The sequence below is a fragment of the Shimia sp. R11_0 genome (assembly GCF_017744035.1).
In the GTDB taxonomy this organism is placed as follows: Bacteria; Pseudomonadota; Alphaproteobacteria; order Rhodobacterales; family Rhodobacteraceae; genus Shimia; species Shimia marina.
The window spans coordinates 763,848-777,761 of record NZ_JAGHQY010000001.1 but is presented as its reverse complement, the minus strand read 5'-3'; the positions used below and the strand labels follow the sequence as shown (position 1 = coordinate 777,761).

Below are 13,914 nucleotides of genomic sequence, written 5' to 3'. Positions count from 1 at the left end.
CATGACCCAGAAACTTATCATAATTGGTGCAGGCATGGCCGCTGGCCGCGCTCTTGAGCACCTGTTTGAACAAGCGCCAGACGCCTATGACGTCACCTTGTTCAACGCAGAACCGCGCGGAACGTATAACCGCATTATGCTTTCTCCTGTCCTATCAGGGGACAAGAGCTTTGAAGACATCGTCACCCATACTGCCGAATGGTATGAAGAAAACAGCGTGACCTGCCGCTTTGGTGAAAAGGTCGTGAACATTGACCGTACAGCCAAGACTGTCACCTCCGACACCGGCGATATGCTGTCGTATGACAAGCTGGTCATCGCCACAGGCTCAAACCCATTTATCATCCCCCTTCCCGGACATGATCTGGACGGCGTGATTGCCTACCGCGATTTGGAAGACACCAACACCATGATTGCTTTGGGCGATAAGCCTGATGCCAAGGCTGTGGTGATTGGTGGCGGTCTGCTGGGCCTTGAAGCTGCCGCGGGTCTTGCCCTGCGGGGTGTAGATGTGACCGTGGTGCATATCATGGGCCACCTGATGGAGCGTCAACTTGATGAGGCCGCGGGCTACTTGCTGCGCAAGGCATTGGTGGACAAAGGCATTACCGTCAAATGCTCTGCCAACTCCAAGGAAATTCTTGGAGACAACGGCAAAGTCAAAGCGCTGCTTTTGGACGATGGCACCGAATTGCCCTGTGATCTCTTGGTGATGGCCGTGGGCATCCGCCCCTCTGTTGCACTGGCCTCTGACGCTGGCCTCGCAACAGGGCGTGGCATCCATGTGGATGATCAGATGATCACCTCTGACGAGGATATTCTCTCGCTTGGGGAATGTGTTGAGCACAACGGCAATATCTTTGGTCTGGTGGCGCCAATCTTTGATCAGGCCAAAGTGCTTGCCAAAACCCTGCTTGGGGAAGAGGCGACCTTTGTGAACAAAGACGTGGCAACCAAGCTGAAGGTGACCGGGTGTGATCTCTTTTCAGCAGGTGATTTTGCCGAAGCCGAAGGCCGCGAAGACATCGTTTATCGCGATCCGGCGCGCGGCGTCTACAAGCGTTTGGTGATCGAGAACGACCGCATTATCGGCGCCGTGATGTATGGCGACACCGCAGATGGCAACTGGTTCTTTGGCTTGATCAAAGAGCGTGAAGACATCTCTGAAATGCGTGACACTTTGATCTTTGGACCTGCCTACCAGGGGGGAGACCCCGTGGACCCTATGGCGGCCGTTGCAGCCTTACCGGCTGACGCAGAAATCTGCGGCTGTAACGGCGTTTGCAAAGGTCAGATCGTGGAGGCCATTGGCAATGGCGCGACCACATTGGAAGACGTGAAAGCCACCACAAAGGCCTCTGGGTCTTGCGGCACCTGCACCGGATTGGTGGAGCAGGTTCTGGCCGTCACTTTGGGCGATGATTTTGTCATGCCCGCCGCTAAATCCGTATGCGGATGCACCGACCTCACCCATGAGGATGTACGACGCCTGATCAAATCACGCGAGCTGAAATCTCAGCCCGCTGTTTGGCAGGAGCTGGGCTGGAGCACGCCCAACGGCTGTCATGTCTGTCGCCCGGCCATCAACTACTATCTTCTGGCAGATTGGCCGCTGGAATACGCAGATGATCCGCAAAGCCGTTTTGTTAATGAACGCAACCACGCCAATATTCAGAAAGACGGAACATATTCCGTTGTGCCACGCATGTGGGGCGGGATCACAACACCGGATGAGCTGCGTGCGATTGCCAATGCCGCCGATAAATACGATGTGCCCACTGTGAAGGTCACAGGCGGGCAGCGTATTGACCTGCTTGGCGTTAAGAAAGAAGATTTGCCTGCAATCTGGTTTGACTTGAATCAGGCTGGACTCGTCTCTGGGCACGCCTATTCCAAAGGCTTGCGCACGGTCAAAACCTGTGTGGGCACAGATCATTGCCGCTTTGGCACACAAGATAGCACCGGTCTGGGTATCAAGCTTGAAAAACACCTCTGGGGCTCTTGGACGCCACACAAGCTCAAGCTCGGCGTGTCTGGTTGCCCACGTAATTGTGCAGAGGCGACCTGCAAAGATATCGGCGTGATCTGCGTGGATTCAGGTTATGAAATCTCCATCGCAGGCGCGGCCGGCATGGAAGTGAAAGAGACCGAACTGCTGTGCAAAGTGGCCACCGAAGATGAGGCCATGGAGGTCATCTCGGCGATGACGCAGATCTATCGTGAAAACGCAAAATATCTGGACCGCATTTTCAAATGGGTCGCCAAGGTTGGATTGGACTGGGTCAAAGAACAGATTGTCGATGATCTCCCAAATCGCAAAGCCCTGGCAGAGCGTTTTGAGATTTCTCAATCCATCTACCGCACGGATCCCTGGGCAGAGCATGCCACTCAGAAAGCGGAAACCTATCAACCGGTGGCCAACTTGACGCTGGAGGCAGCAGAATGAACTGGATCGACATTTGTGACATCACCGATATTCCACTGCGCGGCGCACGGATTGTAAAATCTTCCATGGGCTGCGTCGCGGTGTTTCGCACCACGGAAGACGAAGTCTTCGCCACTTCAGACCGTTGCCCGCACAAGGGAGGCCCGCTCAGCGAGGGCATCGTCCACGGCAAAAGCGTCACATGTCCATTGCACAATTGGGTATTTGACTTGGAGACAGGCGTAGCACAGGGTGCCGATGAAGGCCAAATTGCAACCTTTGCGACACAGGTCGTAGACGGGCGCGTGCTCCTCGACGCCACAAACATCATGACAGCTTTGGCAGCAGAATGAGCACCATCACCTGCACCACTTGCCCATATTGTGGCACCGGATGTGGCGTGCGCGCCGCGCTTCAAACAGATGGCAGTGTAGAGATCAGCGGTGACCCGGATCATCCGGCAAACTTCGGGCGCTTGTGCTCAAAAGGCTCTGCTCTTGGCGAAACCGTCTCCACCGAAGGGCGCTTGTTAGCTCCTAAGATAGGACAACGACCTGCCGCGTGGGATGAGGCTCTTGATGTCGTGGCAGAAGGCTTTCAACACGCCATTGATACTTATGGCCCGGACTCGGTGGCCTTTTACGTTTCCGGCCAATTGCTGACAGAAGACTACTATGTCGCCAATAAGCTAATCAAAGGCTACATCGGTACCGCGAATATCGACACAAATTCGCGCCTGTGCATGGCCTCTACAGTCGCGGGCCACAAGCGGGCCTTTGGCACAGACACAGTGCCCGGCACCTATGAGGATCTGGAAGCCGCAGATCTGGTGGTGCTGACGGGCTCTAACTTGGCGTGGTGCCATCCGGTGCTCTACCAAAGGCTCGCAGCGGCAAAAGCCGCGCGTCCTTCGATGAAAGTGGTTGTTGTAGATCCGCGCCGCACCGCCACCTGTGATATTGCCGACCTGCACCTTGCGCTGCGCCCCGGCACGGATATCGCATTGTTCAACCACCTCTTGTGTCAACTGCATGAACTAGGTGTCATCGACAGCACATACGTCAGCGCCCATGTCGCGGGCTTTGATGCCGCGCTAGATGCTGCAAGCGGCACAGATGTTCAGGTCACCGGTCTATCACACAAAGATCTTTCGACCTTTGTGTCGTGGTGGGCCACAACCGAAAAAACCGTCACCGTGTTCAGCCAGGGTGTGAACCAGTCAGATCACGGCACAGATAAAGTCAACGCGATTATCAACTGTCACCTTGCCAGCGGTCGCATTGGCAGGGAGGGGATGGGGCCGCTCTCTGTGACGGGACAGCCCAATGCCATGGGCGGACGTGAAGTTGGCGGACTTGCCAACATGCTCGCCAACCATTTGGAGATTGCTGAGCCCAGCCACCGCGCGCTGGTTCAGGATTTCTGGGCCTCCCCCACCATAGTGACCTCTCAGGGCCTCAAGGCTGGCGATCTTTTCAAGGCCGTAAAGGACCGTAAAATCAAAGCCCTTTGGGTGATGTGCACCAATCCGGCCGTCAGCATGCCAAACGCATCAGAGGTGCGCGCGGCGATTGCCGGCTGCGATTTTGTCGTTGTGTCCGATATGTTTGACACCACGGAGACGGCGCAATTGGCCGATGTCGTGTTGCCTGCGACGGGATGGGGAGAAAAAACCGGCACGGTGACCAATTCGGACCGCACCATCAGCCGCCAGCGCGGCTTTCTGCCACCCGCCGGGCAATCCCGGCATGATTGGCAGATTATCTGCGATGTGGCCAAACGTCTTGGCTTCGAAGATGGATTTGCTTTTGACAGCCCTGCAGACATCTTCAAGGAGTACGCGGAGCTCTCAGGCAATGCCGCACAGCTGGGAGTTGATTTTGATATCTCCGGCTTTGCTCAGATTTCCCCAGATGACTATGACGCACTATCTCCAACCCGCTGGCCTTATCCGGCAGAAAACAAAGCCAATGCGCGGTTCTTTGCTGAGGGTGGCTTTTTCACCCCCAGTCGCCGCGCCAATATGATCGCAGTTCGCCAGCCAGACCAGAAAACGCCAGAAGCGAACACCACCTTCCGGCTCAACACCGGACGTATCCGTGACCAGTGGCATACCACAACCCGGACCGGCCGGGCGGCCAGACTTAATCAACATTATGGCGAGCCATTTGTCGAAATCCATCCCGAAGACGCGCTGCAACTTGGCTTGCGCCCTGCAGAGCTTGCGGTCTTGGAAAACCACTATGGCCGCGCTGTGATGCGCGTACTGGTCACAGATCGCGTCGCACGCGGCGCCCCCTTTGCTCCAATCCACTGGACCATGCAAACGGCGTCTGAGGGCTGCGTGTCAGACGTGGTACATCCCGTGTTTGACCCGGTATCAGGACAACCTGACAGTAAATCCTCTTATGTGGCCATTCGGCCTTTCCTGCCAAAATGGTACGGCTTTGTGGTCAGCGCACAAGAAATCGCACCCAAAACAGCCTATTGGGCCAAATCCCGCACCTCACATGGATGGCAGTATGAAATAGCCCACGACGAGATGCCGGACTGCTGGGAAAGTTTTGCACGTGGCGTTTTTGAAGCGCCGGACGCCCTTGTTTCAAGTGTTATCGACATCAATCAGAGCAAAGCCCGGATTGCACTCCATCAAGGCGACAAACTGCTTGGCGCGCTTTACACCGACACACGCCCCGTGTCCTTATCCCGCGGCTTTGCAGCCTCGCTTCTGAACTCGCGGGGGGAAGGCATCTTGGCGGGACGAGCCGGCGCAAATCAGCCAGATCCCGGAGCAACGGTTTGCGCGTGTTTCAATGTCGGCGTGAATACCATTCTCAACGCGATTGACGCCCAAAGCCTCGTTACTGTTGAAGAAATTGGTGCAGCGCTCGCCGCGGGCACAAACTGCGGCTCCTGTAAGCCTGAGTTGGCCGCGTTATTAAACACCAAACTCGCACGCACAGCCGCCGAATAGAACCGACGCCTTTTCAAAAACTGAAATTTGTAGCCTGCAAACCGCATTGGAGGATGGTGCCAAGGCCCTAAGATCGTGGGACGTGGCACCATCTTTTCGTGTGCATCAGCGACAAAGTGGCTAGCAGCGCGCCAATGCCCCCCCTTTGTTGTGATTCCTCCCAGCAATCCGGAAACGACATTTTTGTCGGTTTTCAATCGTGAAGTGACGGTTTACACCTTCCATTCAAATCGCCGTACGTTCCGCGCACCTGAAAACCAAAAACTTTGTATGCGTATTCAAAATTTTACTTGCTTTGACGCGTACCAGAGCCGCAGCATGTGGAAAAACTAAATAGACAACATGGGAGTATCCTTATGAACGATGAACTGAAGTACCTGAGTCGCCAAGCGGCTGTGGGGGCCCTGTCCCGCCGCAAATTCCTCGGTCGTGCAGGTGCCCTTGGTGTCTCCGCCGCAGCGGCAAACACAATGCTGTCTTCTGCCGTACATGCCGCAGGTCCGCAAAAAGGCGGCACCCTGCGCATCGGCCTTCAAGGCGGCTCTACCACCGACAGCATGGATCCTGCGCTCGCAGCCAACACCACTGCGGTCAACCTGATCCGCATGTGGGGGGAGCCTCTGGTTGAACTGACAGACGATGGCGGCATCCAGGGCAAAGTCGCCGAGAGCTTTGAAGCTTCTGCTGACGCCACCGCTTGGACTTTCACAGTTCGCAAGGGCATCACATTCTCCAACGGGCAAGAGGTGACAGCTGCGGATGTGGCGGCAACCATTGAACGTCACTCTGGCGAAGACACAAAATCCGGTGCGCTGGGGCTGCTGCGTGACATCAAAGATGTGCGTGTTGATGGCCGCAATGTGATCATCTCGCTGAACACAGGTAACGCTGACCTGCCCTATCTGATGAGCGACTATCACCTCATCATTCAGCCAAACGGCGGCAAAGATGCACCGGATGCGGCCATTGGTACAGGCCCCTATATCATGAAAGAAATTGATATGGGTGTGCGCTTCGTGGCTGAGAAAAACCCGAACTATTGGGGTGACCTCGGCCATGCTGAGACCATCGAACTGCTGGTGATCAACGACAACACCGCACGTGTCGCTGCACTGCAATCTGGCCAGGTCGACATCATCGACCGTGTGCCGCCGCGCACAGCCGGTCTTGTGGCGCGTGCACCCGGCATCACAGTGGCCTCCACTGCAGGCCCGGGTCACTATGTGTTCATCGCGCACACCAACACCGCACCGTTTGATAACCAAGATCTGATGATGGCCCTGAAATACGGCATCAACCGTCAGGAAATGGTCGACAAAATCCTGTTCGGCTACGGCACCGTCGGCAACGACAGCCCAATCAACGCCTCCTATCCGATGTATTCGGAAATGGAACAGCGCGAGTATGATCCAGAAAAGGCCGCTGCCTACTTCAAAAAATCTGGTCACTCCGGCCCAATCCTGCTGCGCACCTCGGATAACTCTTTCCCCGGCGCGCCTGATGCGGCAGCCCTGTTCCAGCAATCTCTGAAAGCTGCTGGCATCGAGCTTGAAATCAAGCGTGAGCCAAATGACGGTTACTGGTCTGAAGTCTGGAACAACAAACCGTTCTGCACCAGCTATTGGGGCGGACGTCCGACACAGGATCAGATGTTCACCACAGCTTACCTGTCGACGGCTGACTGGAATGACACGCGCTTCAGCAACGAAAAATTTGACCAGATGCTGCTCGCAGCCCGTGCCGAACTCGACACCGGAAAGCGCAAGCAGATGTATGCCGACATGGGAGAGCTCCTGCGCAACGAAAGCGGCCTGATCTGCCCAATGTTCAACGACTTCGTCGATGCCTACAACGATCGTGTTGGCGGCTGGGTCGAAGGTGTTGCCGGTTTCTCCCTGATGCATGGTTACGCAGCGCAGCGGATGTGGGTGACAGGCTGATATGTCGCTCCTTTTAAAAATGTTGGCCCAGCGCATTGCGCTGGGTCTGCTTCTGCTCTTCCTCGTCTCCATCCTGATCTTTGGCGGTACTCTGATCCTGCCGGGAGATGTGGCTCAATCCATACTTGGCCAATCCGCCACCCCAGAAGCGCTCGCCAATCTGCGTGAAGAACTGGGGCTCAACGAACCCGCAGTTGGACGCTATTTTGACTGGTTGGGTGGTTTGCTTCAGGGCGATCTTGGCACCTCTCTCACCAGTGGACAGGACATTGCCTCTGCCATTGGCAAACGCCTTGGAAACACATTTTTCCTCGCTTTCTGGGCCGCTCTGATCTCCGTGCCGCTCGCGATCCTGCTCGGCCTGATTGCCGTGCGCTATCGCGAACGCTGGCCGGACAAGCTGATTTCGGCTGTCACACTGGCCTCCATTTCAGTTCCGGAGTTTCTGATTGCCTATGTTGCAATCTTCTTTATCTCCGTGCGCTTGAGATGGGCCCCATCGGTCACCACCATCAACGACAGCATGTCTCTGGGCGAGAAGCTTCATACGATCTCGCTGCCCATCACGGTTCTGACCCTTGTGGTTTTGGCACATATGATGCGCATGACACGTGCCGCGATCCTGAACGTTATGCAATCCGCTTATGTGGAAACTGCTGAGCTTAAAGGTTTGCGCATGTTCACGATCATCTGGAAACACGCGCTGCCAAATGCGGTGGCACCTGTTGTGAATGTGGTCATGCTGAACATGGCATATCTGGTGGTTGGCGTTGTCGTCATCGAGGTGGTCTTCACCTATCCCGGCATGGGCCAGTATCTGGTGGATCACGTTTCCAAACGCGACCTACCCGTGGTGCAAGCCTGCGGCCTGATCTTTGCTGGTGTCTATATTGGCCTCAATCTGGTTGCAGACATTGTCTCCATCATCTCAAACCCGCGTTTGCGGCATCCGAAATAGGGAGGATTTTCTGATGAGAATACCCATCGCCGCCCTGATCGGGCTGTGTTTCACTTCACTTTATTTCCTTGTGGCAATCTTCGCCCCATGGATTGCGCCATATGGTGTGGCCGAGGTTGTGAGCCGCGACGTCTGGCTGCCACCGTCCAGCGAATTCCTGCTGGGTACGGACAACCTCGGACGCGATCTGTTAAGCCGCATGATTTACGGTGGGCGCACCACCATATTCATCGCAACCGCAGCAACCATACTCAGCTTCACAACCGGCTCCATTCTCGGCTTTCTCGCCGCGGTGCTGGGTGGTTGGGCCGATCAGGCCATGAGCCGATTTGTCGATCTGATCATGTCGATCCCATCGCTCATTTTTGCGCTCGTTGTGTTGTCGGTTATGCCTGTCACTGTACCTGTGCTGATCGTGGTCATGGGACTGTTGGATTCCACACGCGTATACCGACTGGCACGCGCGGTCGCTGTGGACATCAACGTCATGGACTATGTCGAGGCCGCGAAGCTTCGCGGCGAAGGCCGCAGCTGGATCATCTTCCGGGAAATCCTGCCCAATGCTCTGTCTCCTTTGGTTGCAGAAATGGGCCTGCGTTTCATCTTCATGGTCCTGTTTGTGTCCACACTCTCGTTCCTGGGCTTGGGCGTGCAACCACCGCAAGCGGATTGGGGCGGCATCGTGAAAGAGAATGCGGATGGCATCGTCTACGGTATCGGCGCGGCCCTCTATCCAGCCGTGGCCATTGCGACCCTCGCAATTTCCGTAAACCTCGTGGCGGACTGGGTTTTGAACCGCACCACATCACTGAAAGGGGGCCGCGGATGAGCGAAAAGCTTCTGAAAGTGCGCGATCTAAAGATCGGTGCAACCGTATATCCTCCCGGCGAAAAACCGCATGACATCGAAATTGTCCATGGCGTGAGCTTTGAACTGGCCAAAGGTCAGGTGCTGGGTCTGATTGGTGAATCCGGTGCTGGGAAATCCACCATTGGCCTTGCCTCCATGGCTTATGGCCGAGGGGGCGTGCAGATCACTGGTGGTGAGGTCTGGGTGAACGGACGTGACATCCTGAAAACCTCTCAAGGGGACGTGCGCAATCTGCGTGGGGGCGAGGTGACCTATGTCAGCCAGTCCGCAGCAGCGTCATTCAACCCTGCCAAGAAGATCATGGATCAGGTGATCGAGGCAGCGGTCGGACAGGGCAAATTTTCCAAACGCGAGGCAGAGGCCCGCGCGGTAGAGCTGTTTGGCAAACTGGGCCTGCCTGATCCGGAAAACATCGGAAATCGCTATCCGCACCAAGTGTCAGGGGGGCAGCTGCAACGTTGCATGACCGCTCTTGCGCTTTGTCCCGAGCCCGATCTGGTTGTGTTTGACGAACCGACCACCGCACTGGATGTGACCACACAAATTGATGTTTTGATGGCGATCAAAGAAGCCATTCGCGACACAGGCGTGGCCGCTCTCTACATCACCCATGACCTCGCCGTGGTGGCGCAAGTCAGTGATGATATCCTTGTGCTCAAAATGGGGGATATGGTCGAATACGGATCCGTTGATCAGATCATCAACAATCCACAGGAGGACTATACCAAGGCTCTGGTCTCTGTACGGTCTATTGACCATGCGGAGAAAGCCCCAACGCCTGAACCTGTCTTGAAGGTGGAGAACATCACCGCCCGCTATAAGGGCACGAACTTCGATGTCCTCAAAAACATCAATGTGGAGCTGCATCCCGGTCAGACATTGGCCGTGGTGGGCGAAAGCGGTTCCGGTAAATCCACACTCGCGCGGGTGATCACCGGGTTGCTGCCCCAAAGCCGGGGCAACATCCATTTCGCGGGCCGCGACTTGTCTCCTAGCCTGGACGGGCGCAGTCGCGAGGATCTTCGCGAACTTCAAATGATTTATCAGATGGCCGATGTGGCCATGAACCCCCGCCAAACCGTGGGCACGATCATTGGCCGACCGTTGGAGTTTTACTTCGGCCTGAAAGGCGCGGAAAAACGCAAACGGGTTGTGGAGCTTCTGGACGAAATCGAGATGGGCGAAAGCTTCATTGATCGATATCCGGCAGAGCTTTCAGGCGGGCAAAAACAACGTGTGTGTATTGCCCGCGCACTGGCCGCCAAACCCAAGATGATCATTTGTGACGAAGTGACCAGCGCGCTGGACCCGCTTGTCGCCGATGGCATTCTCAAACTGCTGCTGGATTTGCAGAAAGTTGAGGACGTCGCTTACCTCTTTATCACGCATGATCTGGCGACAGTGAAAGCCATCGCAGATTCCATTTCTGTTATGTATCAGGGCGAAGTCGTGCGCTACGGCAGCAAGACAGATGTCTTGAGCCCACCCTTTGATGACTACACAGACCTCCTCCTGAGCTCCGTACCAGAAATGAAGCTGGGCTGGTTGGAAGAGGTCATCGCCAATCGCAAAATGGAAAGCGCGGGCAACTGAGCTTTTCATCCTAGAACACGTGCAAAGGCGACGTCACACAGACGTCGCCTTTGCTGTCTAAAGCCCCCTAAACACAAACTGAAGTCTGCTGAAAAAGCGCCTCTCTTAATAAAACAAAGACGGGAACACGACATGGACCGTAAACTGCTTTTGATCATTTTAGACGGAGTGCCATGGCGCAATTGGAACCGCCTGTTTGGCAATCTGGAGGGGTGGGTTGCCGATGGCACAGCGCAGAAGTGGAAAATGCGCTCTGTTCTGCCATCGACATCTGCAAGCTGCTATGCCTCCATCCACACGGGTGTCACACCACAGGAACACGGCTGCACCGGCAATGGAAATGTGTTCCGCATCAAACAGCCCGATGTTTTCGCACAGGTACGCAAATCCGGCGGCATCACCGGAGCCGTCGCGCATTCATTCTGGTCAGAGTTTTTCAATCGTCATCCCTTCGACTACGTCCGCGACGTCGAATATGACGAAGAAGACAGCCCTACGATCAACCACGGTCGCTTTCATACGATGACAGGATATGGTGCGGCCAATCAGATGACACCTTGTGATGTGGATCTCTTTGCAACCCTTTCAAATCTCTGCCTCAAACGTGGCTTGAACTATGGGATGCTCCACACCTGTACGCTCGACAGCATGGGCCATCGGTTCCAACACGACAGTCACGAAATGGATCATGCCTGTTTCGTGATGGATGAAATGCTGGCGCCTTTTATTCCCAAATGGCGCGCCTTCGGCTACGAGGTGATTGTAACAGCAGATCACGGGCAGGATGCACGTGGGCACCACGGGGGCCGTGACCCGCTGCAACAGGAGTTCGCACTCTACTATTTTGGCGATGCACAGGGTCCGGCGCCAAAAACAGAGCTGGATCAGCTACAGCTTGCGCCCACGATTTTGAACCGACTGGGCGCCGACATCCCGCAAACAATGAAAGCTGCGCCTTTCTTGGCAAGAGACTGAAGGGTCAGCGTGGTAAACTGGCCTCAAGCGCTGTCTGCAAACGATCACAGATCAGCTCAATATGGGGTTCCTCCATAATAAACGGTGGCGCAAGCAATACATGCGCCCCCGTTTTGCCATCAATAGTGCCTCCCATTGGATAGCAGATCAAACCTGCGTCAAAGGCGGCTGCCTTGATCTTGGCCGCCAGCCCAAGAGCAGGGTCAAAGGAGGTCTTGGTGTCACGATCGGCGACCAGTTCAAGCCCCAGGAAAAGTCCTCGTCCCCGGATGTCTCCGACATGTGGATGTGCTCCAAAGCGATCGCTTAAAGCAGATTTGAGCTGTGCGCCCATGGGGGCCACCCGTGCCCCAACGCCATCTTCAGTCAAGCGGGTCAGCACAGCCAATGCCGCCGCCGCGGCCGTTGGGTGGCCGTTGTAAGTATGCCCATGCTGAAAAAAACCAGACCCATCACGAATGGTCTCGTAGATTTCAGAGCTGCACAGCATGGCGCCAATCGGCTGGTAGCCCGCGCCCAGCCCTTTGGCGATGGCACAAATATCTGGTACGATATTATCCTGCTCACAGGCAAACAACGTGCCCGTGCGCCCCATACCGCACATGACCTCATCCAGTATGAGCAACACGCCATATTGGTCACAAATCTGCCGGACACGTTTGAAATAGCCTTCAACCGGCGGCACCGCACCAGCGGTGGCACCGACAACTGGCTCCGCGACAAAAGCCAAGACATTCCCCGCGCCAAGATCCTGAATTTTGTCTTCTAGTTCTTGCGCTACTCGTTGACCGTAATCAAAAGCGCTCTCACCTTCATACTGACCACGATAGGCATAGCAGGGCGCAATATGATGGGCCTGCATCAGCATCGGAGCAAAGGGTTCACGCCGCCACATGTTGCCGCCTGTGGCCAATGCCCCCAGCGTGTTGCCGTGATAGCTCTGGCGGCGCGCGATCACGTGCCGGCGCTGTGGCTCATCCCTTTCCAACGCGTATTGGCGTGCGAGTTTCAACGCACTTTCCATCGCTTCTGAGCCACCGGAAACGAGATACACCCGATCCAACCCATCGGGCGCATATTGGACAAGCATCTCCGCCAGTTGTTCGGCAGGTTCAGAGGTCAAAAAGCCCGTGTGCGCAAATGCAACCGCATCCACTTGCGCCTTGATCGCGTCTTTCACTTTCAGATCCGAATGCCCCAAGCAGGAGACAGCCGCACCGCCTGAGCCATCGAAATAGGATTTTCCCGTCTGATCATACAGAAAAGGCCCCTCTCCATGCGTGGCAACCGGTAGTGATTTTAAACAATGACGTGGGAATATCTTGCTCATGTTGTCGACGCTTTCTTCAAAAGGGAACGGCCCATAGCCGATGCCGCGCTCACGGTCCGCCGGATGTTCTCTGCGTTGTCTTCAGCCAGTGTGCCATCGGGACGGCAAAGGTTGTTTTCGAAACCAATGCGCACGTGCCCACCCATTTGCATCGCAGCGCAAGCCACGGCGTGTTCAGTTTTTCCGAACGCACAAACCGTCCAACTCTCACACAGAGGTACCACCGCAGAAACAAATGCGGAGAGATCCTCAACACGGGCAACTTCAGGTGGTGCATAGCGCCCGAGGACCAAAAGCACGTCACAGCCCTCTTGTGCGATAAAGCCCTCTGCCTGCCACTCCGAAAGCAAGGCGGCATCGGCAGGGTCATAGAGAATGTGCTGAACCGCAATATCCGCCTCACGTGCGACCCCATACAGACGCGGTGCCAAATCGATATCTCGCGCAATCTCACGCACAGAAACACTGGCAGCCCGCGGTTGCAGACACTCCAGAACCTCTAGCTGTTGCGTAACCGAAAAAACTCCGGCGGCCTCGGTGGTGATCTGCACAGTCATATCTGGACTGGTTTGCGCAATCGCAGCGATGGCTTCGCGATACAGGCCAGCATCCAGTGAATGCATCCCTTGGGCATCGCGCACATGCAGGTGAATTTCATCCGCCCCAGCATCCGCGCATTGTTTTGCCGTGACGGCAATTTCATCGATTGCAATCGGCAGCTTTTGGTGGTCTTTGCGCCCACGTCGCGCACCATTGGGCGCAACTGTAATTTTGAGTGGCGTAAAGCCGCGATCCGAAACGTTGTGATGAGTGAGCAAGTGTCCAGTCATGGATCTCCGCAAGCCTTAA

General features: G+C 55.6%; 10 protein-coding genes. 8 read left to right on the top strand and 2 right to left on the bottom strand.

Annotated elements, in window-relative coordinates; genetic code table 11:
- Position 1 precedes the first annotated feature (1 nt).
- The 8 genes from nirB to J7382_RS03535 all read left to right on the top strand — a co-directional run bounded on the left by nirB (position 2) and on the right by J7382_RS03535 (position 11,735).
- Positions 2-2,446, top strand: a complete 2,445-nt coding sequence (gene nirB, locus J7382_RS03570; RefSeq protein WP_209067187.1) for a nitrite reductase large subunit NirB — start codon at positions 2-4, stop codon at positions 2,444-2,446.
- Complete coding sequence (gene nirD / locus J7382_RS03565; RefSeq protein ID WP_209067184.1) at positions 2,443-2,778, top strand: nitrite reductase small subunit NirD; 336 nt, start codon at positions 2,443-2,445, stop codon at positions 2,776-2,778. Before nirB ends, nirD begins: the two co-directional genes overlap by 4 nt.
- On the top strand, positions 2,775-5,399 hold the full coding sequence (locus tag J7382_RS03560; protein WP_209067180.1) for a nitrate reductase: 2,625 nt from the start codon (positions 2,775-2,777) through the stop codon (positions 5,397-5,399). Before nirD ends, J7382_RS03560 begins: the two co-directional genes overlap by 4 nt.
- 356 nt (positions 5,400-5,755) lie before the next feature.
- Positions 5,756-7,339, top strand: coding sequence for an ABC transporter substrate-binding protein (locus tag J7382_RS03555; protein WP_209067177.1), 1,584 nt, complete (start codon positions 5,756-5,758; stop codon positions 7,337-7,339).
- A 1-nt stretch (position 7,340) separates the two neighbouring features.
- The gene (locus tag J7382_RS03550; protein WP_209067175.1) at positions 7,341-8,297 is read left to right on the top strand and encodes an ABC transporter permease; all 957 of its coding nucleotides are present in this window, start codon (positions 7,341-7,343) and stop codon (positions 8,295-8,297) included.
- Between the two features lie 10 nt (positions 8,298-8,307).
- Positions 8,308-9,126: an ABC transporter permease gene (locus J7382_RS03545; RefSeq protein ID WP_209067587.1), complete on the top strand. Its 819-nt coding sequence runs from the start codon at positions 8,308-8,310 to the stop codon at positions 9,124-9,126.
- On the top strand, positions 9,123-10,760 hold the full coding sequence (locus J7382_RS03540; RefSeq protein ID WP_209067173.1) for an ABC transporter ATP-binding protein: 1,638 nt from the start codon (positions 9,123-9,125) through the stop codon (positions 10,758-10,760). The genes J7382_RS03545 and J7382_RS03540 overlap by 4 nt, the downstream gene beginning before the upstream one ends.
- A gap of 132 nt (positions 10,761-10,892) precedes the next feature.
- Positions 10,893-11,735 (top strand): alkaline phosphatase family protein, encoded by an 843-nt coding sequence (locus J7382_RS03535; RefSeq protein WP_209067171.1) that lies wholly within the window; start codon positions 10,893-10,895, stop codon positions 11,733-11,735.
- A 4-nt stretch (positions 11,736-11,739) separates the two neighbouring features.
- Here the strand turns inward: J7382_RS03535 and J7382_RS03530 are convergent, their stop codons facing one another.
- Positions 11,740-13,065 (bottom strand): aspartate aminotransferase family protein, encoded by a 1,326-nt coding sequence (locus J7382_RS03530; protein ID WP_209067169.1) that lies wholly within the window; start codon positions 13,063-13,065, stop codon positions 11,740-11,742.
- Positions 13,062-13,895 (bottom strand): 3-keto-5-aminohexanoate cleavage protein, encoded by an 834-nt coding sequence (locus J7382_RS03525; RefSeq protein ID WP_209067167.1) that lies wholly within the window; start codon positions 13,893-13,895, stop codon positions 13,062-13,064. The genes J7382_RS03530 and J7382_RS03525 overlap by 4 nt, the downstream gene beginning before the upstream one ends.
- Between the last annotated feature and the right edge of the window lie 19 nt (positions 13,896-13,914).

What these genes read in the sequence shown, in the direction of transcription:
- nirD (WP_209067184.1), top strand. Translation starts at nt 2,443, where the DNA reads ATGAACTGGATCGACATTTGTGACATCACCGATATTCCACTGCGCGGC.
- J7382_RS03535 (WP_209067171.1), top strand. Translation starts at nt 10,893, where the DNA reads ATGGACCGTAAACTGCTTTTGATCATTTTAGACGGAGTGCCATGGCGC.
- J7382_RS03550 (WP_209067175.1), top strand. Translation starts at nt 7,341, where the DNA reads ATGTCGCTCCTTTTAAAAATGTTGGCCCAGCGCATTGCGCTGGGTCTG.
- J7382_RS03555 (WP_209067177.1), top strand. Translation starts at nt 5,756, where the DNA reads ATGAACGATGAACTGAAGTACCTGAGTCGCCAAGCGGCTGTGGGGGCC.
- J7382_RS03540 (WP_209067173.1), top strand. Translation starts at nt 9,123, where the DNA reads ATGAGCGAAAAGCTTCTGAAAGTGCGCGATCTAAAGATCGGTGCAACC.
- J7382_RS03530 (WP_209067169.1), bottom strand. Translation starts at nt 13,065, where the DNA reads ATGAGCAAGATATTCCCACGTCATTGTTTAAAATCACTACCGGTTGCC.
- J7382_RS03525 (WP_209067167.1), bottom strand. Translation starts at nt 13,895, where the DNA reads ATGACTGGACACTTGCTCACTCATCACAACGTTTCGGATCGCGGCTTT.
- nirB (WP_209067187.1), top strand. Translation starts at nt 2, where the DNA reads ATGACCCAGAAACTTATCATAATTGGTGCAGGCATGGCCGCTGGCCGC.
- J7382_RS03560 (WP_209067180.1), top strand. Translation starts at nt 2,775, where the DNA reads ATGAGCACCATCACCTGCACCACTTGCCCATATTGTGGCACCGGATGT.